The sequence below is a fragment of the Burkholderia contaminans genome, from assembly GCF_029633825.1.
GTDB classification, from domain to species: Bacteria; Pseudomonadota; Gammaproteobacteria; order Burkholderiales; family Burkholderiaceae; genus Burkholderia; species Burkholderia contaminans.
The window spans coordinates 3,010,141-3,030,852 of sequence record NZ_CP090640.1 but is presented as its reverse complement, the minus strand read 5'-3'; the positions used below and the strand labels follow the sequence as shown (position 1 = coordinate 3,030,852).

At 67.3% G+C, this 20,712-nt stretch carries 19 protein-coding genes and 1 pseudogene; 5 read left to right on the top strand and 15 right to left on the bottom strand.

The window, feature by feature from the left end:
* Positions 1-54 precede the first annotated feature (54 nt).
* Positions 55-627, top strand: a complete 573-nt coding sequence (locus LXE91_RS14080; protein ID WP_007180433.1) for a hypothetical protein — start codon at positions 55-57, stop codon at positions 625-627.
* 257 nt (positions 628-884) lie between these two features.
* Here the strand turns inward: LXE91_RS14080 and LXE91_RS14075 are convergent, their stop codons facing one another.
* Positions 885-1,754 (bottom strand): RNA ligase family protein, encoded by an 870-nt coding sequence (locus tag LXE91_RS14075; RefSeq protein ID WP_039354939.1) that lies wholly within the window; start codon positions 1,752-1,754, stop codon positions 885-887.
* 735 nt (positions 1,755-2,489) lie between these two features.
* On the opposite strand from LXE91_RS14075, the gene LXE91_RS14070 reads away from it, so the two are divergent.
* The 3 genes from LXE91_RS14070 (at position 2,490) to LXE91_RS14060 (ending at position 6,091) form a co-directional block, all read left to right on the top strand.
* Positions 2,490-3,638: an RNA ligase RtcB family protein gene (locus LXE91_RS14070; protein WP_039354942.1), complete on the top strand. Its 1,149-nt coding sequence runs from the start codon at positions 2,490-2,492 to the stop codon at positions 3,636-3,638.
* Positions 3,632-4,246, top strand: coding sequence for a peptide chain release factor H (gene prfH, locus LXE91_RS14065; protein ID WP_039354945.1), 615 nt, complete (start codon positions 3,632-3,634; stop codon positions 4,244-4,246). Before LXE91_RS14070 ends, prfH begins: the two co-directional genes overlap by 7 nt.
* A gap of 381 nt (positions 4,247-4,627) precedes the next feature.
* Positions 4,628-6,091, top strand: coding sequence for an MFS transporter (locus tag LXE91_RS14060; protein ID WP_039354948.1), 1,464 nt, complete (start codon positions 4,628-4,630; stop codon positions 6,089-6,091).
* A 542-nt stretch (positions 6,092-6,633) separates the two neighbouring features.
* On the opposite strand, the gene LXE91_RS14055 is transcribed toward LXE91_RS14060, so the two are convergent.
* From LXE91_RS14055 to LXE91_RS14035, 5 genes are all read right to left on the bottom strand, one after another.
* Positions 6,634-7,527 (bottom strand): LysR family transcriptional regulator, encoded by an 894-nt coding sequence (locus LXE91_RS14055; RefSeq protein WP_039354952.1) that lies wholly within the window; start codon positions 7,525-7,527, stop codon positions 6,634-6,636.
* A gap of 96 nt (positions 7,528-7,623) precedes the next feature.
* Positions 7,624-8,451 carry an alpha/beta hydrolase gene (locus LXE91_RS14050; protein WP_039354955.1) on the bottom strand — a complete coding sequence of 276 codons (828 nt, stop codon included), beginning with the start codon at positions 8,449-8,451 and terminating at the stop codon, positions 7,624-7,626.
* A gap of 246 nt (positions 8,452-8,697) precedes the next feature.
* The gene (locus tag LXE91_RS14045) at positions 8,698-9,081 is read right to left on the bottom strand and encodes a VOC family protein (RefSeq protein ID WP_039354958.1); all 384 of its coding nucleotides are present in this window, start codon (positions 9,079-9,081) and stop codon (positions 8,698-8,700) included.
* Between the two features lie 22 nt (positions 9,082-9,103).
* Positions 9,104-10,066 (bottom strand): hydroxymethylglutaryl-CoA lyase, encoded by a 963-nt coding sequence (locus LXE91_RS14040; RefSeq protein WP_039354961.1) that lies wholly within the window; start codon positions 10,064-10,066, stop codon positions 9,104-9,106.
* A gap of 24 nt (positions 10,067-10,090) precedes the next feature.
* Positions 10,091-11,281, bottom strand: coding sequence for a CaiB/BaiF CoA transferase family protein (locus LXE91_RS14035; RefSeq protein ID WP_039355045.1), 1,191 nt, complete (start codon positions 11,279-11,281; stop codon positions 10,091-10,093).
* Positions 11,282-11,427: 146 nt separating this feature from the next.
* Here LXE91_RS14035 and LXE91_RS14030 point away from each other — a divergent pair.
* Positions 11,428-11,670 (top strand): annotated as a pseudogene (locus LXE91_RS14030) (NAD(P)-dependent oxidoreductase); the annotation flags it as partial.
* 296 nt (positions 11,671-11,966) lie between these two features.
* On the opposite strand, the gene LXE91_RS14025 reads toward LXE91_RS14030, so the two are convergent.
* The 9 genes from LXE91_RS14025 to LXE91_RS13985 all read right to left on the bottom strand — a co-directional run bounded on the left by LXE91_RS14025 (position 11,967) and on the right by LXE91_RS13985 (position 20,631).
* On the bottom strand, positions 11,967-12,179 hold the full coding sequence (locus tag LXE91_RS14025; RefSeq protein ID WP_039354966.1) for a hypothetical protein: 213 nt from the start codon (positions 12,177-12,179) through the stop codon (positions 11,967-11,969).
* A gap of 288 nt (positions 12,180-12,467) precedes the next feature.
* Positions 12,468-12,905 carry a hypothetical protein gene (locus LXE91_RS14020; RefSeq protein ID WP_039354969.1) on the bottom strand — a complete coding sequence of 146 codons (438 nt, stop codon included), beginning with the start codon at positions 12,903-12,905 and terminating at the stop codon, positions 12,468-12,470.
* A gap of 122 nt (positions 12,906-13,027) precedes the next feature.
* Entirely contained in the window at positions 13,028-13,960 is a 933-nt protein-coding gene (locus LXE91_RS14015; protein WP_039354972.1) for an ABC transporter permease, read from the bottom strand.
* Complete coding sequence (locus LXE91_RS14010; protein WP_039354975.1) at positions 13,960-14,832, bottom strand: ABC transporter permease; 873 nt, start codon at positions 14,830-14,832, stop codon at positions 13,960-13,962. Before LXE91_RS14010 ends, LXE91_RS14015 begins: the two co-directional genes overlap by 1 nt.
* 37 nt (positions 14,833-14,869) lie before the next feature.
* Complete coding sequence (locus LXE91_RS14005; protein WP_039354978.1) at positions 14,870-15,949, bottom strand: ABC transporter ATP-binding protein; 1,080 nt, start codon at positions 15,947-15,949, stop codon at positions 14,870-14,872.
* A gap of 49 nt (positions 15,950-15,998) precedes the next feature.
* A complete protein-coding gene (locus LXE91_RS14000) occupies positions 15,999-17,165 on the bottom strand; it encodes an ABC transporter substrate-binding protein (RefSeq protein ID WP_039354979.1) in 1,167 nt (388 codons plus the stop codon).
* A gap of 308 nt (positions 17,166-17,473) precedes the next feature.
* Positions 17,474-18,061: an RBBP9/YdeN family alpha/beta hydrolase gene (locus LXE91_RS13995; protein ID WP_039354981.1), complete on the bottom strand. Its 588-nt coding sequence runs from the start codon at positions 18,059-18,061 to the stop codon at positions 17,474-17,476.
* A gap of 16 nt (positions 18,062-18,077) precedes the next feature.
* Complete coding sequence (locus LXE91_RS13990; RefSeq protein ID WP_039354984.1) at positions 18,078-19,406, bottom strand: MFS transporter; 1,329 nt, start codon at positions 19,404-19,406, stop codon at positions 18,078-18,080.
* A 169-nt stretch (positions 19,407-19,575) separates the two neighbouring features.
* Complete coding sequence (locus LXE91_RS13985) at positions 19,576-20,631, bottom strand: beta-keto acid cleavage family enzyme (RefSeq protein WP_039354991.1); 1,056 nt, start codon at positions 20,629-20,631, stop codon at positions 19,576-19,578.
* Positions 20,632-20,712: the final 81 nt, after the last annotated feature.

Here is a 20,712-nt window from a genome sequence, read left to right as displayed (position 1 = left end):
CACCGCACAGCCAGGTCGGCAAATGTTGATTTGATTCACGATGAAGGATGCCCGATGCTGCCAACGCTCCGCATGAACCGGAATTTTGTCGAGGCCTTGCTGGCCGAGCGCGCGCCCTGCTTTGCGATGGGACTCGTGGCCGAGGGCCAGACGCACTATGCTTGCCTGGCACTGCGGCCGGTGGATGACATTCCGAACGACGTAACACGCAGCGGTTTCAACTTTGGCCACTCGATACGCGGCACCGACGACTTCGAGGTCGTACACTTCGGCTTAGAGTTTTACGGCTACCGCATCTTCAATGCGCTGATCAATCCGAGCAACTTCATCGCCAGGACAATCCTGTCGCACATGGTCGACACGAAGGCGTTTTTCTTCTTCGCGGTCAACCCGTCAGGCGGTGTGACGGTGTTCAAGTCCGGCATCGGTGAATGCAGCCTGGACAGCATCGAGTCTAATCTCGAGCGGATACTGCGCTCGAGCACGTCCGATGCTCAGTACGACGCGGCGCTGACAACGTTCAGCGACCATCCAGATCCGGTCGGGCCGATGCTGCACTGGGTTTGCCGGGACTGCGAAGATTGTCTCGACCTGTCCCACAATGTAATCGAACTGGGCCCCGCGTAACGGTCCTGATGGTCCGTGTGACCGAGACCGTCATGTCACTCACCGGACGTCGCTCCAACATTCTTCGGCTGGAATAAGCCGATTAATGTTCACAATGTGGAACGACGGAATTTTCTGGGGTTCCGGCGTAGATCCCCGAAATGCCGCGAGACACGCGTGATAGTCCGGCTGCCGGCCGGGTGCGGGCACGAGTGCCTGCAACTGTTCGTACTTCATGATCAAGACTCCTCTCGAAACGGCGCTCGGCCGTTCCGCATTCATGTGTTCGGGTGCGCAGCGCGGCGCGAGGCCCACGTTACGGTCGGGCGCGGCGCATACAGGTCGACACCCGGCGCGAGCAGGTTCGGGATGAACGGCTGCTCCGAGTGATGGCGCGCCGATTCGAGAATGGCCTGCACGAAATCGTGGCGCACCCACTTCAGGCGCGCGGTCGTCGTGTCGTCCGTCTCGACCTTCACGTAAAGCCCTTCGGAGCGCTCCGACTTGTCGCACTGCTGCCATGCCCGCGCGAGATCGAGCCCCTGCCGCCGCACCGTTTCCTCGAATGCGCGACGCCAGTCCGGCGTCTTCGCGAGCGACGGCCCGAGCATGGCCTTCAGGTCCGCGAGCCGTGCTGGCGCGATGCCTTCGTACAGCACGGGCACCGACAGCACGGGGCCGCCGGCGAGCAGCGCGCGACGCGCGGGTGTCGACAGGAAACGGCCCGTCGCGCGATCGAACACGTCGAACTCGAAAAAGTGATGCGGCAGTGCGTCGTAGAACACCGCGTGCTTCTTGCTCATCGTCTCGCCGTACATCACGTAGCGATCGCCGAGGCGCTCGAGCAGCCAGCCGGCATGGGCGGCGGCCCAGGTCTTCACGAACCCGAACTGCCGCTCGCGGCCGCCGCCGGCCAGATAGTGGCCGCGTGACTGCAGCAGCAGTTCGCCCGCGGGGCTGAAACTGATGCCCGTGTTCGCGCCGTCGAGCTTTTCCTCGACGACGAGATGGGCGCCCGCGAGGGTGCGATAGGGAACGTGGTCGTGACCTTCGTCGCCGTCCTGCAGGCGCGAGCCTTCGAGGTGCGGCGTGCGCGGGTAGCGGGCGAGGTCGAGCGATTGCGCGTAGGCGCGAAAATCCAGCGTCATGGTCTTTCTCCGGAAATATCAGAAAAAGCCGACGACGGGAACGAACGATGGGGTGTGCGTTGCGGTGTCAGTGCGTGTCCGGGCGCGGCCCTGCGACACTGTTCCGGCGCCGCGAGGCGGACGGAAACGGGCAGGACGACACGCGGCCGGGACGGCAGTCGTCGGCGTATCAGGCGAAGGGACGAATGTTTGCGGGCACTTGGATCACCGATTCGATGAGGGTTCAGGGATGAAGCAGGCGGATGCTACGAAACGGTATTTGCGCTGTCAAGCGTGATGGCGTTCAGCCATTGCGGGTGTCGGCGTGCGTCGAATGCCTGCTGCGGCGTGCCAGGCACGCCATCGACATGGGAGTGATATGGATTCCTACTTGTGTGTTTTTCGCCACATCAAGCGGTGATTCGATGCGCAACGCTGCGCCCCCCGCTTGCTGCGCCCGTCGCGTGCGTGCTAGAGTCGCCGCCATTCCGATCAACCCCTCACTCGCAAGGAGAAAAAATCATGACGTCACGCCAATACTCCTCCCGTCGCGGGTCGTAGTTCGGGTTTTTCGCGTCCGTTCGTTTCATCGTTCACGCCACCAAGCAGCACCACGTATCGCCGTCACGGCGATGAGCCGGGTCGTTCCGATCCGGTCGTGCCGCCCTCTTCCCGACTTCCGATGCCGGGCAGCGCATGTGTGCGCTGCCTGTGCCATGGCCCGCCGTTCTCCTTTTTCATCGAACGGAAACCTCCATGGGCAATTCCATGCAATACCTGGGCGAGCGCATCACGTTGTGCGCTTGCGCCACCACCTGGATCGAAGGTGAGGCCATCCGGCAGCTCGAACACGCTGCCACCCTCCCCGGCATGCGGCGCGTCGCCGGCATGCCCGATCTTCACCCCGGACGCGGCTACCCGGTGGGCGCCGCGTTCTTTTCGACGGGCCAGCTGTATCCGGCGCTGATCGGCGGCGATATCGGCTGCGGGATGGCGCTGTGGCAAACCGCGCTCGATGCGCGGCGCGTCAGTGCGTCGAAGCTGGCGAGCCGGCTCGGCTCGATCGACGCCACGCCCGATGCAAGCTGGCAGCCGCTCATTGCGGCCGCCGGGTTCGCGGATCACGCGTACGCGGCATCGCTCGGCACGATCGGCAGCGGCAATCATTTCGCGGAAGCGCAGCGGATCGACGCAATGTACGAAACCGAGCCCCTCGCGGCGCTCGGTCTCGATCCCGATCGCCTGCTGCTGCTCGTGCATAGCGGGTCGCGCGGCTTCGGCCAGTCGATCCTCGAGCAACACATGCGCGAGCACGGCTACAACGGCCTCGTCGACACGGACGCCGCATGCACGGCATACCTCGTGCGTCACGATGCGGCGTTGCGCTACGCGATCGCGAATCGCGACCTGATCGCGCGGCGCATGCTGGCACGCTGGCGCACCGATGGCCGGTGCGTGCTCGACGTGAACCACAATCTGGTGAGCCGCGCGAACGTCGACGGCGAGCCGGGCTGGCTGCATCGCAAAGGTGCGACGCCGGCCGATGCGGGGCCGGTCGTCATTCCCGGATCGCGCGGCGACTACAGCTACCTCGTCGCACCGGTGCGGCCCGACGATGCGGCCAGCCTGGCGTCGCTGGCGCACGGTGCGGGCCGCAAGTGGGCGCGCGGCGATTGCAGGGGGCGCCTCGAACGGCGCTTCACGCCGTCGCAGCTCACGCGCACGCCGCTCGGCAGCCACGTGATCTGCGAAGACCGCGAACTGCTGTACGAGGAAGCGCCGCAGGCCTACAAGCCGATCGACAGCGTCGTCGACGCGCTCGAAGCGGCCGGGCTGCTGCGCAAGCTGGCGCGGCTCGCGCCGGTGCTGACCTACAAGACGTCCGGGGAGGCTGGCCGATGCTGATGCAGATTTCTTCGGCGCACGGCCCGCTCGAGTGCCAGCTGGCCGCGGCCAATGCATTGCGGCGCCTGCAGGCGGAAGCCGATATGCAGCGCGTCGTCGTCACCGTGCTCGATGCGCAGCCGGGCGAACGGCCCGGCACGCTGCGCTCGGCGCTGTTCGACCTCGACGGCGAAGGTGCGCAGGCACTCGCGGACCGCTGGACGGGCACGCTGCAATGGATTTGCGCGAGCCCGTACCGGTTGCGTCATCCGCGCAAGAACTGGTTCATCGGCGTCACGCGCTGCACCGACGCGCGGCCGCTGCCTGACGGCGACGTGCGGTTCGAAGCGATGCGCGCGCGCGGGCCGGGCGGCCAGCACGTGAACAAGACGAGCTCCGCGATTCGTGCGACCCATGTCGCGACCGGCCTGTCGGTGCGCATGGAAAGCGAGCGCAGCCAGCACGCGAACAAACGCCTGGCGCTGCAGTTGCTGCAGGTTCGCCTGCAGCAGGAAGCCGATCGTCACGCGTGCGATGCGCGCCGGCAGCGGCGGATGCAGCACTTTGCGCTGGAGCGCGGCAACCCCGTGCGCGTGTTTTACGGGGCAGCGTTCGTGCCGGCTGATTGAGCCCGAATGCCTGGCCGCTGGTGGTTTTCGCGCCGGCGACCAGGCCACCGGCCTCATGGTTTTCCCGCCTGCCGGTTGCGCGAGCGCGCCATCGGCTCCGTTGCGTGACCGCGCGCCAGGCCGGCTGCACGGGCCTGCCGCGTGCATGCCGGCTGCCGCGTGTTCCGCACCCTTTCTGCGCGGGAAAGGACGCTTGAAGCATCCGCAATTATCGCGTGCGGCGGATTTGCCCACCATGTGTCGAACGATCGGTACAGCCCGCCTGTCCGGCCCTTTCACTGGCCTTGCGGTGCCTGCCGCCGCGTCGTGCGACCGGATGCATCGCGCCGGTTGCGAACGGCCGGGCCCGGCGCCACGGCGGATCGATAATCAGGAGACACGATGAACAGCCATTCCCTCGATCTCGGCGGCAACGCGGGCGGACCCGCTTCCGCACGACCACCGGCCGCTGCCGCCGGCGTCGGTGCCGATGCGTCGGCCCGCCCCGCCCGCCGCGTCACGCTCGGCGATTTCATGGACGACCTGCCCGTCGGTGCGTTGCACCGGTTCGTCGTCTGGGTGATCGGCATCGGGCTGTTCTTCGACATGTACGAGATCTTCCTCGTCAGCACGATCGGTGCCGCCTTGCAGAACGAATACGGGCTGAGCCGGCAGAGCACCGATTTCAAGCTGCTGCTCGCATCGGCATTCATCGGCATGTTCGTCGGCGCGATGTGCCTCGGCAGCCTCGCCGACCGCATCGGCCGGCGCAAGGCCTTCCTGCTGACGCTCACGTGGTACAGCGCATTCTCGCTGGTCGGCGCGTTCTCGGTGAATGCCGACATGCTCGTCGCGTGCCGGTTCCTGACGGGTATCGGCGTCGGCGCGATCTATCCGGTTGCCGACAGCTTCCTGTCCGAGATCCTGCCGAAAGAGAAGCGCGGGCGGCTCGCCGCGTGGGCCTATACGACCTCCTATGTCGCGGTGCCGCTCGTCGGGTTCCTCGCGCTGTGGCTCAACCCGTTGCATGTGGGCGGCGTAGCCGGCTGGCGCATCATCCTCGCGATCGGCAGCCTCGGCGCCGTGTACGTGCTGCTCGTCCGGCATCGGCTGCCGGAGAGCCCGCGCTGGCTGCTCGCGCAGGGGCGAACGGCCGATGCGTACGCGGCAGCGCGGCGCTTCGCGGAAAGCACCGGCGTGCGCGTGCCCGAGCAGTTCGCGGAGCCGGTCGAGCCGCAACGGCCGCTCAGGCTCGGCGAGCGTATCGCGCTGCTGCGACGCGAACCGTACGGCGCGCGCTACGTGATGCTCGCGATCTTTCACCTGTTCCAGGGCTTCGGTTATTACGGCTTCGGTACGCTGGCCGGCACGGTCGTGAAGAGTCGCGGCTTCGACGTGACGGACAGCACGCTGTTCATCGCGCTGTCGTTCATCGGCTATCCGGTCGGCTCGCTGCTGTCGATTCCGCTGCTCAACTGGATCGAGCGCCGCACGCTCGTGATCGTGTCGATCCTGTCGATTGCCGTGTTCGGGCTGTGCTTCGCGTATTCGGGCAATACCGTGCTGATCGTCGGCTTCGGGTTCCTCACGACCTGCGCGTCGAACGTGTTCAGCAACGCGTATCACGTGTACCAGGCGGAGATTTTCCCGGCGCGGGTGCGCTCGACGGCGATCGGCAGTACCTATGCGCTGTCGCGGATCGTCAGCGGTGCGCTGCCGTTCGTGTTGTTGCCGGTGCTTGGCAGTTATGGCGCGGGTGCGATGTTCGGGGTGATCTCGGTCGCGCTTGGTGTCGTCGCGGTCACGCTGCGCGTGCTCGGGCCGCTGACGACGCGGCGCAGTCAGGACGAGATCAATCCGGTTTGAGGGTGGGGAATGCGGGGGCATGAGAACGTGCGCCCGCATCACTCTCGATGGCTGGGGGATTTCTTGGGCGATCGGTTGCGAGTCATCTGAGGTGACACGTTCGCCCGATCCCGAAAGGGCGCCCATGAATTCGCGAGCAAGTGACGCCATGCTACCTGCGGAACAGGAAGCCCCACATGAGGACCGTACAGAACACCAGCCCTATCCACCCCTGGAATCGGGTGATTCGAACCATTCTGGCCGACATGACGTCTTCGGTAGACATGTTGTAAATGAATTTGTACCACCATCGCCAGGCCCTCGATCGGCAATAGAAGGCCAATATTCGTTCCGGACGAAATGCCATGACAGCGGACATCGCGATACCGTAAGCAATAACGACAAAGCCGAAAATAAGGCGGTAGTTCGATTCGTTCATGTAGCGGCCCCGCATCCAGCTGTTGAGGGATTGGACAGAACGTCGGAAATCGGTGCGAACGCGGCCCGATGATTGTGTTCTCCGGAATCCGGGCCGAACCGGCTTTGCCGAATTCAACCCCGCCTCACCGCGCCGACATGAAATCGAACAGCTTCGCGATATCGGTTGTCAGCACACTCCCCGCCTTCACCCCCACCCACAGCGTTCTCGTCGCCCACGAATCGTCGAGCTTCACGACCCCGAGCCGCGCCGCGCGCTCGCCCGTCACCGCATCGCGCGGCAGGATGCCGATGCCGAGCCCTGCCTCGATCATCCGGCTCACGCCGTCGAAATTCGATACCTGGATTCGCAACTTCAGCGAGCGCTCGACCGCGAACGCCGCGTCGGTCATGCGCGCGAGCAGCGAGCTGCCGTCGCTGAGCCCGACGTAGTCCTCGTCGAGCGTATCCGCGAAGCGGATGCTGTCGCGCGCGGCGAACCGGTGCGTGCGCGGCACGAGCAGCACGAGCTCGTCGCGCCGGTACAGCCGCCGTTCGATGCCGGGCGCCGGCACGTTGTCGGCGAACACGCCGAGATCGGCCTTGCCGGACGCGAGCGCGTCGACGATCTCGTGGCTCAGCCGCTCCTCGAGGCTCACCTTGATGCCCGGATTGTCGGTGAGGAACGCGGCGAGGTCGGCGGGCAGGAACTGGACGATCGCGGACGTGTTGGTCCACACGTGGATGTGGCCGCGCACGCCGGCGACGTAATCGCTCATCTCGTGCGCCATCCGGTTGACCTGCTCGATCACCTTCGCCGCATGGTCGAGCAGCGCGCGGCCTGCGGGCGTGAGCTCCACACCGCGTGCATGCCGGACGAACAGCGCACTGCCCGTCACGCTCTCGAGCTCGGCGATGCGCTTGCTGACCGCGGACAGCGTGAGCTGGCCGTGTTCGGCCGCTTTCGTCAGGCTGCCGTGCTCGGCGACGAGCGCGAACACGCGCAGCGACTGCAGATCGAAATGAAGCGGGTTCACCATGTCGTGGGTCCTGGGAAGGCCGTGCCGGCGCATGCCGTCAGCGCGGCGGCCTGACGCCGATCATACGCGCGGCCGCCCCCGCGCGATACGGCGCGCCTAGCGCGGCGCGATCGACAGCAAGGCGGTGAGCATCGCACCGTCCGGCTTCTCGAGATCGTCGAGCACGTCGAAGTGCTTCATGCCGGGCAACCCGACATGGGCGATCCGTTCGCCGGCCGCTTCGCACGCCGTCGCGTAGTCGCGTGCCTGCCGGACGAGTTCGGGCAGTTCGGCATCGCCGACCGCCACGACCGTCGGCGCGCCGCGCCCGACATGGCGCAACGGGCTGTACGCGTCGACTTCGTGCGCGGTGAGCTGCAGCTTGTCGTTCAGGCAGCAAAGCGAGATCGGTTCGAGATCGACGAGCGGGCTGATCGCGAGCGCCGACACGACGGCCGGATGCGCGCGGTGCACGGCCGTCAGGTGGCCGCCGGCCGAATGGCCGCTCAGGTGGATCGGCCGCTTCGCCGTACCGAGGCCGTCTGGGTCGTTCGCCAGGTAGTCGAGCAGCGCGCCGATCTCGCCGACGATGTCGGTCATCGTCGCGACCGGCGCGAGCGTGTACTCGGCGAGTATCACGTCGAAACCGCGCGCGAGCGGCCCGCTAGCGGCGTAGGCGAAATCCTCTTTCGCGCAGTGCTGCCAGTAGCCGCCGTGAATGAACACGAACAGCGGCGCATCGGGCTGACCGCACGACAGCCAGTCGAAACGCTGCGCGGGTTGCGCGCCGTAACGCAGGTCGCGCCTGACGGATGCGGCTTCATAGAGCGCTGCGCTGCGCGCCTGCATCGACGCCAGCAACGCTGGGAAATCAGGTACCACCTTCGTGTTCAGATAAGCGGCGTCGAGCGCCGCGCGGTCCATGCCGCGATAGAGGATCGTCATCGGGAATTGCCTGGGTCGGGTTGCGGAAGCGCGGGCGCAAGCGTTGCGTCCGCTGCGAAGGCGGCTTCTCAGTCGCCGATGCGAGCATTATCCGCAGCGCGACACGGGCCGGCTATCCGGATTCGGCGAGCGCGGAAACCGGCTGTCCGATTTCGGCGGGAGATCGGCGCGGCATGCAGCCGCACCGTGTTCAGGTCCGCACACGCGCGTGCGACGGCGCGATACGGCGCGGCGGTGCACCGGTGCTCAGATCAACTCGGAGATCTCGATCAGGTTCAGGTCGGGATCGCGTACATAAACCGACCGGATCTTCTGCGTCGCGCCCGTGCGCTCGACCGGCCCTTCGACGATCGGCCAGTCGACGCGCTTCAGGTGCGCAATCACGTCGTCGAGCGGCACGGACGCGATGAAGCACAGGTCGAGCGCGCCTGGCACCGGCACATATGCTTTCGGTTCGAACTCCGCGCCACGCACGTGCAGATTGATCTTCTGGATGCCGAAGCGGAATGCGATCCGGCCGGCGCCGAAGGTTTCGAGCTGCATCTGCAGTACCTCGGTGTAGAAATGCGTGGTCCGGTCGGGATCGACGCAGGTCAGCACGAGATGGTCGAGGTGGTCAATCAGCGCCATGAGGTTTGCTCCTGTTCGTGGTTCACGAGAACGCGCGTTGCACGGGCATGTCGCCGGCGTCTGCGCGCGGCGCCGGGTGAAGGTCCGAGCGGCGCCCGGCCTTCAGGATCTGGCTCGGCACGTCATGGCCGATCAGCGCGGGCAGCCGTGCCGACGCTGCCAGCACGGCCGCGAGATCGATGCCCGTATCGTAGCCGTCGAGTTCGAGCATGTGCACGAGTTCTTCCATGCATGCGTTGCCGGTCGCGCCCGGTGCGTACGGGCAGCCGCCGAGCCCGCCGAGCGACGCGTCGAAGCGGTCGATCCCGGCATCGAGTGCCGCGAGCGTGTTCGCGAGCGCCATCCCGCGCGTGTTGTGGAAGTGCAGCGTGAGCTGCAGTGCGCCGAAGCGCTCGCGGGCCCGTGCCGACAGGTCGCGTACCTGCGACGGAAACGCCATGCCCGTCGTGTCGCACAGCGTGAAGCCGTGCACGCCGAGATCCGCGAAGCGCTGCATCCAGGCGAGTACGACTTCGGCTGCCACATCGCCTTCCATCGGGCAGCCCATCGCGGTCGACAGCGACACGTTGATCGCGACACCGGCGCCGCGTACCGCGTCGATCACGTCGCGCAGTTGTGTGAACGACTGCTCGCGCGTCATCCGCAGGTTCGCGCGGTTGTGGCTTTCGCTCATCGACATCACGAGGTTCACTTCGTCGACGCCGCACGACAGCGCACGCTCGGCACCGCGCACGTTCGGCACGAGCACCGTATAGACGACGCCGGGTGCGCGCGCGATGCCGTGCATCACGGCCTCCGCATCGCGCAACGCGGGGATCGCCTTCGGCGACGTGAACGACGTGACCTCGATCTTCGCGTAGCCGCACGCGCTCAACGCGTCGACGAGCGCGATCTTGTCGTCGGTGTCGACGAACGCCGCTTCATTCTGGAAACCGTCGCGTGTCGCGACTTCGTGGATGTAGAGCCGTTTGCGTTGCCCGTTCATGTCGTCGTCTCCTGTTTCCGCTTCTCAGATCACGCCGCGCGTGCGCCAGTCGCCGCGCGTCGCCGCATCGATGCCGAGCGATTCGAGTACCGCGTCGGTATTGGCGCCGAGCGCGGGCGCCGCGTGTTCGATGCACCCGGGCGTCGCGCCGAGCTTCGGCACGATGCCCGGCACGATTACCGGCGTGCCGTCGGGCAACGCGGCATCGACGAGCATGTCGCGGGCGCGGTAATGCGGATCGGCCGCGATGTCGGCTACGTCGTAGATGCGGCCGGACGGAATGCGCGCGTCGTTCAGCGCGGCCAGCACGGCGTCGAGATCGTGCTGCGCGCTCCATGCGCCGATCGCCGCGTCGATGCGTTCGACCTGCGCGACGCGCCCGTCGTTGTGCGCGAGCGCGGGATCGTTGCCGAGATCGGGCCGGCCGATCAGCTCCATCAGGCGCCGGAAGATGCTGTCGCCGTTGCCGGCGATCAGCGCGTACTTGCCGTCGCGGCAGCGGTACGCGTTGGTCGGCGCGATGCCGGGCAGGCTGCTGCCGGCCGCCTCGCGCACGGCGCCGAACGCCGAGTATTCGGGCAACAGGCTTTCCATCATGTTGAATACCGACTCGTACAGCGCGACGTCGACGACCTGCCCCTTGCCGCCCTGCTGTTCGCGATGCCGCAGCGCAAGCAGCACGCCGATCACGCCGTGCAGCGCCGACAGCGAATCGCCGAGCGAGATGCCGACGCGCACGGGCGTGCGGCCGGGCTCGCCGGTCAGGTGCCGCAGGCCGCCCATCGCCTCGGCGATCACGCCGAAGCCGGGACGGTCGCGGTACGGGCCCGTCTGGCCGAAGCCCGACACGCGCAGCATCACGAGCCCCGGATTGATCGCGGAGAGCGCGTCCCAGCCGAGCCCCCAGCCTTCGAGCGTGCCGGGCCGGAAGTTCTCGATCAGCACGTCGGTTTGCGCGACGAGGCGACGCACGACATCCTGCCCTTCGGGCGTGCGCAGGTCGAGCGTGAGCGAGGTCTTGTTGCGCGACTGCGCGGCCCACCAGACCGACGTGCCTTCATGCAGCAGCCGCCATTTGCGCAGCGGGTCGCCGAGCCCGGGCGGCTCGACCTTGAGCACGTCGGCGCCGAATTCGGCGAGCATCCGGCCCGCGAACGGCCCGGCGATCAGTTGGCCGAGTTCCAGCACGCGGATGCCGTCCAGGGGGCGTGTCATGACTATCTCCGATGCAATCGTGTTGTCGATGAAGGCGATCATGACGGCGTTCGCGACCGGCGAAAATCGATCGATCCTCAACCCGCCTTTCCGTTTCGGAAAGGCGCGCGTCGCGCCCCACATGCAGGCGTTGCGTCAGCCTTTCCATCCGGGAAAGCGCGCTCGTCGACGCATTGCAGTCGGGGCAGATCGTGGGCGCGGGGTTCGACGTGGTCACGCAGGAGCCGCTGCCGGCCGCGCATCCGTTCCACGCGATCCTGTCGCATCCGGCATTCATCCTGACGCCGCACGTTGCGTGGGCGAGCGACGAAGCGATGCAGGCGCTCGCCGATCAGCTCGTGGACAATGTCGCCGCGTTCGCGGGCGGGATGCCGCGGCACGTGGTGTGACGCGCGTGGCGCATGGCGCTGCGGAAGGTGATTTGGACCGCGCAAACGGAACGGCCCCGCTCGATGGCTCGAAGCGGGGCCGGCTGAATACGGGGGCTGCTTACGCCAGCGACTCGGCACGTTACGGGTTCGTGCATCCGCCCTATCTTGCGGCCGGTTTCTGAATTCCTGATGGGCTCTACTTTAAGGAATCCAGACGACCAGAGATATAGGACAAGTCCGAAACTGGATGGGGCCGATTCTGGAAACGTGCGTTTCGATCGCAGCGCACGGCGCCGACGCGACCGACGCGAATCTCAGTAAGCCGACATCTCGACGCAAGGATCGACCTTGGACGGCGAGCAGATGACCGAGTACTTGGCGCTCTCGCGCATCAGCGCTTCGCCTTCGTGCAGCGCGATCTTGATCTCGGGGTGACGCTCATACGCAAGGAATGCCGAGCACACGACGGCGGACATCACGACGAGGGAAAACACAAATTTTTCAATGGTTTGGAAACGTTCAGGCATGGTTCTGACCTATCTCTTAGGCCATGATTATATCTCGAAATAAGGGTTTTCCCTATAACCCGGCCCGCATACCGAGGATGTGTTCGGTCTTTAGGGAGCAGGTGCTCGAACCCCTTTTCGGTGAATCGGTGCCGAACGCGGGCCGTGCCGGTCGGATGGCGCGCCCCGCCGCCTGCGGTCGTGCGTGCACGGGCGATGGTCGTCGATGGCTTGAAGAAACGAGGCGAGCGCGGCCCGCCAGGACGAAACCGCGCCCGCGGAATCAGTGTGCGCCGCGCCGCCGGCGCGTCACTGCGGCGCCGACGCGCCGCTTGCCGCGTTGCCGGGCCACGCCTTGCCGATCTCGTCGACCAGCGATTTCGCGGCGCCGGACACGATCGCCGCGTCGACGCCGGACGTCTGCCAAGAGCCGTCGGCGGCTTTCACGAAGGTCAGGTTCGCACGCGAAGGCTTGTAGTCGGCATTGCGCCACGTGACCACGACGTCGCACGAGTACGTACGATCGCCGAGCTTCTTGCAGTCGCCATCGGGCTTCGCCGACACGACATCGGCCGAGACCGGCAGCGGCTGGCCGAACAGTGCGTTCAGGCCGCCGTGGTTTTCCGCCTCGAGCGCGCGGCGCACGGCGGCGTCGACGTCGCTCGAACCGGGGCCGTCTTGGAGCAGGTTGCAGGCGGCCAGCAGCGTCGATGCACCGGCGAGTGTCAGCAGCGTGTGGAGCTTCATGGATATCCGTGATCGGGTGAACGCCGCGTAGTCTGCAACGTCCGCGTGTCGTGCGCGGTATCCATTTGTAACCAATTGCACGGATGTGCAGGCGGCATCGCGCATCCGCGCGCCGCCCTTGCCTACTGCCGCTCCTGCTTCACGCGGCTCACGAGCTGCGTCGGGCTCACGAACTGCAGTGCGATCACGACCCACACGAGCGTGATGGCCATGTAGATCATCGCCATCGCGTCGATCGACTGTGGTGCGCGCACGCCGGTCGAGAACACCGCGTAATACAGCGCGACGACGAGCGTCTGCGTGCTCGGCCCCGCGGTGAAGAAGGTCAGCTCGAACATCCCGATCGTGCGCACCAGCACGAGTAACCCCGCCGCGAGCATGCCGGGCACCAGCAGCGGCAGCAGCACGTAGCGGAAATAGCGCCACGTGTTCGCGCCGAAGATGCGCGCGGCGGCTTCGAGATTCGGGTCGATCTGCTCGATGAACGGCGTCATCACGAGGATCACGAACGGCAGCGCCGGCACGAGGTTCGCGAGGATCACGCCGGGCAGCGTGCCCGCGAGTCCGACCTTGTACATCACGGTGGCCATCGGGATCCCGTACGTGACGGGCGGCACCATCAGCGGCAGCAGGAACACCAGCAGCGCGAAGCGCTTGCCGCGAAACTGCACGCGCGCCAGCGCATACGCGGCCGGCACGCCGAGCGCGATCGACAGCAGCACCACTGCGCCGACGACCTCGACGGTCACCCACAGCACGCTCGCGAGCTGGAAGTCCTCCCACGCCTTCGCGTACCAGTGCAGCGTGAAGCCCTGCGGCAGCGGCGTGCCGAACCAGCGGGTCGCGATCGAATTCACCGCGACGGTCGCGATCAGCAGCAACACGTTCAGCAGGAAGAACGCCATCAGCCCCCACACGAGCGCCTTCCAGGCGCGGCCGGCGAGATTGCCTGTCATCTTCTGCGGTTTCCCCGCGTCGACGTGGGGCGCATCGGGCGCATCGGGCCTGTCGTGCTTCGGCGGCCAGGTGCGCGCGGCATGATTGTCGGTCGCCATCAGCCCTTGCCTCCCGTTACCGCGCCCGTATAGAAGAAACGGCGCGCGCCGAGCATCGACGCGACCACCAGCAACTGCACGAAGCCCATCACGATCGCGATCGCCGATGCGAGCGAATAGTCGTAGCTCTCGAACGCGGCTTCCGCCGCCGCGATCGAGATCACGCGCGTGGGCCCGGCCGGCGCGCCGAGCAGCACGGCCGACGGGAACACCGAGAACGCCTGCACGAACGACAGGCACGCGGCCATCGTGAGCCCCGGCACGAGCAGCGGCAGGTAGATCTGCCGGAACTGCTGCCACGGGTTCGCGCCGAGCGTTGCCGCCGCGCGGGCGAGCGTCGGGTCGATGCCGCTGATGTACGACAGCATCAGCAGGAACGCGAACGGAAAGCCCGACACGATCAGCGACAGCAGCACGCCCCAGTAGTTGTGCGTGAGGCGCACTTCGTCGGTGTACAGGTGCAGCCCCTGCAGCGCCTGCGGGAACCAGCCGTTCGGCCCGAAATACGTGAGCATCCCGTCGGCGACGAGCACCGTGCCGAGCGTGACGGGAATCACGAGCAGCGTCGTGACGAACTTCTGGTACGGCGAGTGGCGGCGCAGCGCGAACGCGACGGGCACCGCGATGCCGACGTTGATCAGCGTCGCCGGCACCGCGAGCTTCAGCGTGACGAGCACGGTCGGCCACATCGCGGTGTCGGTGAAGAACTGCACGTAGTTCGCGAGCGCGCCGCCGCCGTTCATCGGCTGGAATGACAGCACGAGGCCGTACGCGAACGGATAGACGAACAGCGCGACGATGAACCCGAGCGCGGGCGTGACGAGCCAGGCTTTCGCGTCGCGCGGCGTGGCGCCGGACGCGAACGTGCTCATGCGGCCTCCCGGTGTAACCGCGCCGCGGCTGCGCCGCTCATGTCGGCGCTCCCGGGTAGACGAGCGTGCGCGACGGCGCGACGCGCAGCCGCAGCGGCTCGCCCTCCGTGAATTCGCCGGCCACGCGCGCCCAGATCGGGCCGAACGGCGTGACCGCGCGGATCAGCGAATCGCGGCCGCCGTACTCGACCGTTTCGACCGTCGCGTCGAACGTGTTGTCGCCGCCCTCGTCCGCGCGCTCGATGTCGTCGGGTCGCAGCGCGACCATGACCTCTTTCGCGTCGAAGCCGGCCATCGGCACGCCGGTGACGCGAACGCCACCGGCCGCCACGTTCACATAATCGCCGGCCATCCCTTCGAGCGTGAACGGCAGCACGTTGCGATAGCCCATGAAACGCGCGACATGCAGGTTGTGCGGGCGCGTGTAGACGTCCTTCGGCGTCGCGACCTGCTGCACGACGCCCTCCTTCATCACGACGATGCGGTCGGCCATCGACAGCGCCTCGTCCTGGTCGTGCGTCACGTAGATCGTCGCGCGTTCGAGCTGCGTGTGGATGCGGCGGATCTCGGCGCGCATCTCGATGCGCAGCTTCGTGTCGAGGTTCGACAGCGGTTCGTCCATCAGCACGAGCGGCGGCTCGATCACGATCGCGCGCGCAATCGCGACGCGCTGCTGCTGCCCGCCCGACAGCTGCCCGGGCAGCTTGCCCTCGTGGCCGACGAGCTGCACGAGTTCGAGCGCCTGCTGCGCGCGCCGCCGCGTTTCCTGCTTCGGCACGCCGCGCATCTTGAGGCCGAAGCCGACGTTGTCGAGCACCGACATGTGCGGAAACAGCGCGTAGTTCTGGAACACCATCCCGAAGCCGCGGCGCTCGGGCGGCAGCACGTCGATGCGCGTGTCGTCGAGCCAGATGCCGCCGCGCGTGAGCGGCTGCAGCCCCGCGATGCAGTTGAGCGCGGTCGACTTGCCACAGCCCGACGGGCCGAGCAGCGCGATGAATTCGCCGCGCCGGATCTCGAGATCGAGCCCGTCCAGCGCGGCGACCTGCGCGCCTTGCGCATTGGTGAAGCTGCGGCACACGCCATCGAGCCGCAGCCGTTCGAAACTGTGCTTCATTGCGCGAACTCCCTCGACGCGGGCGCCGCGGCGCCCGCCGGTCCATGCGTCACTTCGACTTCTGCGCGCCGATCTCGCGATCCCACTTCTGGAACGCGGCGACCATCGCCTGCGCGCTGAGCGGCTGCACGTGCGGGCGATCCGCGAGCAGCTTCGCGTACTCGGGGCGGCCGAATTTCCTGATCACTTCCTGGCTGTGCGCGGGCGCCATCTCGAGCGTCACGCCCTTCACCGCCGGGCCCGGATAGAAATAGCCGTCGTCGTAGGTCATCGCCTGTTGCGCCGGTTCGAGCAGGAAGTTCATCAGCTTGAACAGCACGTCGAGCTTTTCCTTCGGCACGCCCTTCGGGATCACCATGTAGTGCGCGTCGTTGACCCACGTCATGTTGTCGAACGCCTGGACCCTGAACTCGGCCGGCACGATGCCGAGCGCGCGCGGGTTGAGATCCCAGCCGGTGACGGTCACGGTCATGTCGCGCGTGCCCTCGCCGAGCTCCTTCATCACCGCCGACGTCCCGCCCGGGTAGTACGGCACGCAATCGTTCAATGCCTTGAGGAACGCCCAGGTCTTGTCCCAGCCGTTGATCGGATCCTGCGGGTTCCTGTCGCCGAGCACGTACGGCAGCCCCATCAGGAACGTGCGGCCGGGGCCCGAGTTCGCCGGGCGCGCATAGATCAGCTTGTTCGGGTGCGCCTTGCACCAGGCGAGCAGCTGGTCGGGCGTCCTGGGCGGGTCGCCGACCTTCGCCGGGTTGTATTCGAGCAGCGGGCCGGCCGGCATGTAGGTGACTTCGAGGCCGTAGCCCTGCGCGAGATCCTGCATCTTGCGCGGGCCGGGTGCGTATTTGTCGAGCACGCCGGGGAACGCGGCCGCGTCGTCGGGCAGCAGCTTCTGCCACAGGTTCTGCTCGATGCCGGCGGCCAGCGCGTCGGTGCCCGTCAGCACGAGGTCGATGTCGGCGCGCCCCGCCGCCTGCATCGCCTTGATCTTGCCCGGCAGCTGCGGCGCGGGTGCGTTCGTGAACGTGACGTTCGAGACGAGGTTCGGGTTCTTGTCCTTGAAGGCTTCGATGGCCTTTTGCGTGAGCTGCAGGTTGCCAGCGACATCGACGATGTTCAGCGAGACGGGCGCGGCGACGGCAGCCGCGGCGGACAGCGTGAAACCCAGGGCGAGTGCGATCCGGCGGACACGGCGAGCGATCGGGGTGGCGTTCATGTCTCCTCACTTCGGTCGGTGGATGGGACCTTTCTTTTCAGGAAATCATGACGGCGTTATACGATGTCGGTCAACAAAAAACCATGACGCACGGGGCGGGACTTTCCCTGACAAACAGCTTCCGGTTGTTGATGATTTGTGTACCGATCGCTGCCGGGAGCCGTGTGGCGCCGATTGTGTCGCGTGTTAAGACGTCGTATCTCGGCGGACAGCGAATTGGAATCGGTTCGGGGCCGCATCGCGGCCCGACGGTGACGGGGCGCGCGCCGGGTACCCGGTCGGGCGCGGCGCGCGAAAGACAGGAATATTCAGTCAGTCCGGGAGGCCGTGCCGAGTGCGGCCACCTCTTCGATCAGCCGCTCCGCATCCCGCCACTCGCCATACCCGGACGCCGGGTTCAGGTGCCCGACCTCTCCCAGATCGACGAGCGTGCTGCCCCACCCGGCCGCCAGCGCTTCAATGCGTTCGAAACGCGCGAGCGGATCGTTGCGGCTCGCGGCGACGATGCTCGGAAACGGCAGCCGTTCGATCGGTATCGGCGTCCAGCCGTTCGCGGCGATCGCATCGGGCGCCGGATAACCGGCGGGCATCGGCGATTCGAGATCGGCCGGCGCCGCGAGCAGCGCGCCGTGGATCCGGCGCTTGGCCTCGCGCGCCCAGTGCACCGTGATCATCACGCCCGCGCTGTGCGCGACGAGGATCACGGGGCCGTCGATCCCGGCCAGCGCCGCATCGAGCGCCGCGACGCGCGCGGCACGGCTCAGCTTGTCGGCTTCGAGCGGCGCGACGGAGCGCGCGTTCGGCAGGCGCCGTTCGAGGTGGGTCTGCCAGTGGTCTTCGACGTGATCGCGCAAGCCGGGCACGATCAGGATGGTGGGGGCGGTCGTCAGGGTCATGCAGTCTCCGAAGCGTTCAGGAAAGTGGGGACACGCGCCGTTCGCGTTCGACGCGTGCGAGGTCGGCCACATAGCTCGCGCGGCCGATGGCGAACAGCACGGCGGCCATCAGCGGCACGACGGGAATCCATTGCAGCGCGCCGACGAGGCCGGCGCGATCGGCGACCCACCCCGTCAGCAGCGGGCCCGGCGCCATGCCGAGCAGGTTGTTGGCGAGCGTGAGCGTGGCGAACGCCGATGCGTGGATCGCGGCCGGCGTCAGGTTCGCGACCATCGCGCCCGACGCACCGGACGCACCCGCGCCGACCAGCATCCCCGCGCAGATCAGCGTGAGCTGCAGCGGCCCGGGCGGCAACCGGAATGCAATCGCGAGGCACACGCCTGTGAGTACGCAATACGCGATCGCGGTCAGCCACTTGCGCTTGCCGTCGGTCTTGCCGACGCGGTCGGTGACGATCCCGCAGCCAACCATCCCGACGCCCGCGAGCAGCACGAAGCCTGCCGCGAGCACCGCTGCGCGGTCGGGCGCCATCGCGTAGTAGCGGTTCAGGTAGCTCGGCAGCCACGCGAACAGCGCGCCCGGCACGAACAGGTGCAACCCGCTGCCGAGATACGCGCAGATCACCGAACGCGAAGCGAACAACCCTGACATCAGCGCGCGCACGTTGCCGCGCAGGTCGCGCGGCGCGCCGGCGTCGCGCCGGCACGGTTCGATCCGGTACGCGGCGAGCCGCCGCTCGGTCACGACGCAGCGATACGCGACGAGCAACACGATGCCGAGCGCGGCCATCACGCCGAACGACCAGCGCCAGCCGAGATGCGCGCCGACCAGCCCGCCGAGCGCCATCCCGAACACGGAGCCGAATGCGCCGCCGGCCATGAACGCGCCGGTCAGCGTCGCGCGCAGCCGTGCCGGAAAGATGCTGAGGATCAGCGCGACGCCGACGCTGCCGTACGCGGCTTCACCGAGCCCGACGAGGCCGCGCGCGACGAGCATCTCCGTGTAATTGGTCGACAGCGCGCAGCCGAGCGTCGCGATGCTCCACAACGCGGCCATCAGCACGATGCTGCGCACGCGTCCGAAGCGGTCGGCGAGCACCGACAGCGGAAACGTCAGCAACCCGACCAGCAGCGCGACGACGCCGGACAGCGAGCCGAGCTGCGTGTCGGACAGCCCCCACGCGTGCTTGAGCAGCGGGAACACGGCGTTGAGCACCTGCCGCGACATGTAGTCCGACAGCAGCAGGCAGACGGTCAGCCCGAACACGAGCCACGCATACGCGGGCGCGCGCCGGCCGGCGGCGGCGACGTCCTGCATCGACGGCTCGACATGATGGATCAGCATGCGTGTCTCCTCCGGCGCCGGAACTCGTGCTCCGGCGCGGCTTGCGTGGCCCCGCTCCGTTGGCCGGAGTCAGCCCCCGCGCCGTGCGCGGGGATGGGTGCCACGCCACAACGATCGGCGGGCGGCGTCCCATGCGGCCGCTCGCCCGGATGCGCGAATGCGCAGCGCGTCAGGCGGCCCGCAGCGGCACGTTCACCTGGCCGGAGCGGCGGTTCGGCGCCATCCCGAGGTGCGCCAGCGTCTCGTCGATGCCGTCGTACTGCACGCCGATCCGGTAGATCGCCTTCGCCTCCTTGCCGCTGGCGATGTCGCGGCCGAGTTCGCGCGCGATCCGCACGCACTGCTCGACCTGCTGCACCGACGTCATCCGGTTGCCCTTCTGGTCGATGATCGTGTCCTCGATCCCGCAGCGCGGATGCAGGCCCAGCGCCATCGCGACCGTGTTGATCGGCAGCACGTTCTTCATCAGCGATTCGAGCGTGATGCACGCGCCGTCCGGGCAGCGCCGCACGAATTCCATGAAGTTGTACGGATTCGGGCCGTCGAAGCCGCCGCCGATGCCGACCCACGTGACGTTCAGCGGGCCGCGATAGACGCCGCGGCGGATGATCCGTTCGAGCGTTTCCAGCGCGTGCATGCCGGTGAGCTGGAAATGCGGCTGGATGCCGGCCGCCTGCAGGCGGCGCAGGTGCTCGTCGACCCAGCCGGGGCCGGCCGGCACGGTCATCTCGCGGTATGCGTCCCACAGTGCGGCTTCGTTCAGCGACGTGCCGGCGATGTCCCGGCGGTCCATCAGCTCGGTGATGTTCATCTGCACGGTGTTGATCGCGACCGTCACCTGGTCGGGCTTCGGCGTCAGCTCGGCGAGCATGTGGCGCGTGTCGTCGGACAGCCATTTCGCGTCGGCGCCCTCGCCTTCCGGCGCGAACGAGATCGAGCCGCCCACCTGCAGGATCATGTCGGGCACCGCCTCGCGCAGCCGGCCGAGCAGCTCGTTGAACTTCGACAGCCGCTTGCTGCCCTTGCCGTCGAGCTCGCGCACGTGCATGTGCAGCACCGTCGCGCCCGCGTTGTAGCAGTCGACGGCCTTCTGCACGTGCTCGTCCATCGTCACCGGAATGTCTTCCGGAAAATCGGCGGGCATCCATTCGGGGCCGTACGGCGCGACCGTGATGACCACCTTGTCCTGGTTTTCCGGGTGCAGCGAATCGTCGAGAAATTGCATGTCGTCCTCCAGTGGAAATCGTTGTATTTCGGTTGTACGGGCGTGCGTATCCCGCCGCGCCGGGCGGCGGGCCCGGCGCGT

Bases quoted from the DNA above. Each gene is read 5' to 3' on its own strand.
- LXE91_RS14045 (WP_039354958.1), bottom strand. From the start codon at position 9,081: ATGGCGCTGATTGACCACCTCGACCATCTCGTGCTGACCTGCGTCGAT.
- LXE91_RS14015 (WP_039354972.1), bottom strand. From the start codon at position 13,960: ATGGCGACCGACAATCATGCCGCGCGCACCTGGCCGCCGAAGCACGAC.
- LXE91_RS14000 (WP_039354979.1), bottom strand. From the start codon at position 17,165: ATGAACGCCACCCCGATCGCTCGCCGTGTCCGCCGGATCGCACTCGCC.
- LXE91_RS14005 (WP_039354978.1), bottom strand. From the start codon at position 15,949: ATGAAGCACAGTTTCGAACGGCTGCGGCTCGATGGCGTGTGCCGCAGC.
- LXE91_RS14035 (WP_039355045.1), bottom strand. From the start codon at position 11,281: ATGACACGCCCCCTGGACGGCATCCGCGTGCTGGAACTCGGCCAACTG.
- LXE91_RS13990 (WP_039354984.1), bottom strand. From the start codon at position 19,406: ATGCTGATCCATCATGTCGAGCCGTCGATGCAGGACGTCGCCGCCGCC.
- LXE91_RS14055 (WP_039354952.1), bottom strand. From the start codon at position 7,527: ATGGTGAACCCGCTTCATTTCGATCTGCAGTCGCTGCGCGTGTTCGCG.
- prfH (WP_039354945.1), top strand. From the start codon at position 3,632: ATGCTGATGCAGATTTCTTCGGCGCACGGCCCGCTCGAGTGCCAGCTG.
- LXE91_RS13995 (WP_039354981.1), bottom strand. From the start codon at position 18,061: ATGACCCTGACGACCGCCCCCACCATCCTGATCGTGCCCGGCTTGCGC.
- LXE91_RS13985 (WP_039354991.1), bottom strand. From the start codon at position 20,631: ATGCAATTTCTCGACGATTCGCTGCACCCGGAAAACCAGGACAAGGTG.
- LXE91_RS14060 (WP_039354948.1), top strand. From the start codon at position 4,628: ATGAACAGCCATTCCCTCGATCTCGGCGGCAACGCGGGCGGACCCGCT.
- LXE91_RS14020 (WP_039354969.1), bottom strand. From the start codon at position 12,905: ATGAAGCTCCACACGCTGCTGACACTCGCCGGTGCATCGACGCTGCTG.
- LXE91_RS14075 (WP_039354939.1), bottom strand. From the start codon at position 1,754: ATGACGCTGGATTTTCGCGCCTACGCGCAATCGCTCGACCTCGCCCGC.
- LXE91_RS14080 (WP_007180433.1), top strand. From the start codon at position 55: ATGCTGCCAACGCTCCGCATGAACCGGAATTTTGTCGAGGCCTTGCTG.
- LXE91_RS14070 (WP_039354942.1), top strand. From the start codon at position 2,490: ATGGGCAATTCCATGCAATACCTGGGCGAGCGCATCACGTTGTGCGCT.
- LXE91_RS14050 (WP_039354955.1), bottom strand. From the start codon at position 8,451: ATGACGATCCTCTATCGCGGCATGGACCGCGCGGCGCTCGACGCCGCT.
- LXE91_RS14010 (WP_039354975.1), bottom strand. From the start codon at position 14,832: ATGAGCACGTTCGCGTCCGGCGCCACGCCGCGCGACGCGAAAGCCTGG.
- LXE91_RS14025 (WP_039354966.1), bottom strand. From the start codon at position 12,179: ATGCCTGAACGTTTCCAAACCATTGAAAAATTTGTGTTTTCCCTCGTC.
- LXE91_RS14040 (WP_039354961.1), bottom strand. From the start codon at position 10,066: ATGAACGGGCAACGCAAACGGCTCTACATCCACGAAGTCGCGACACGC.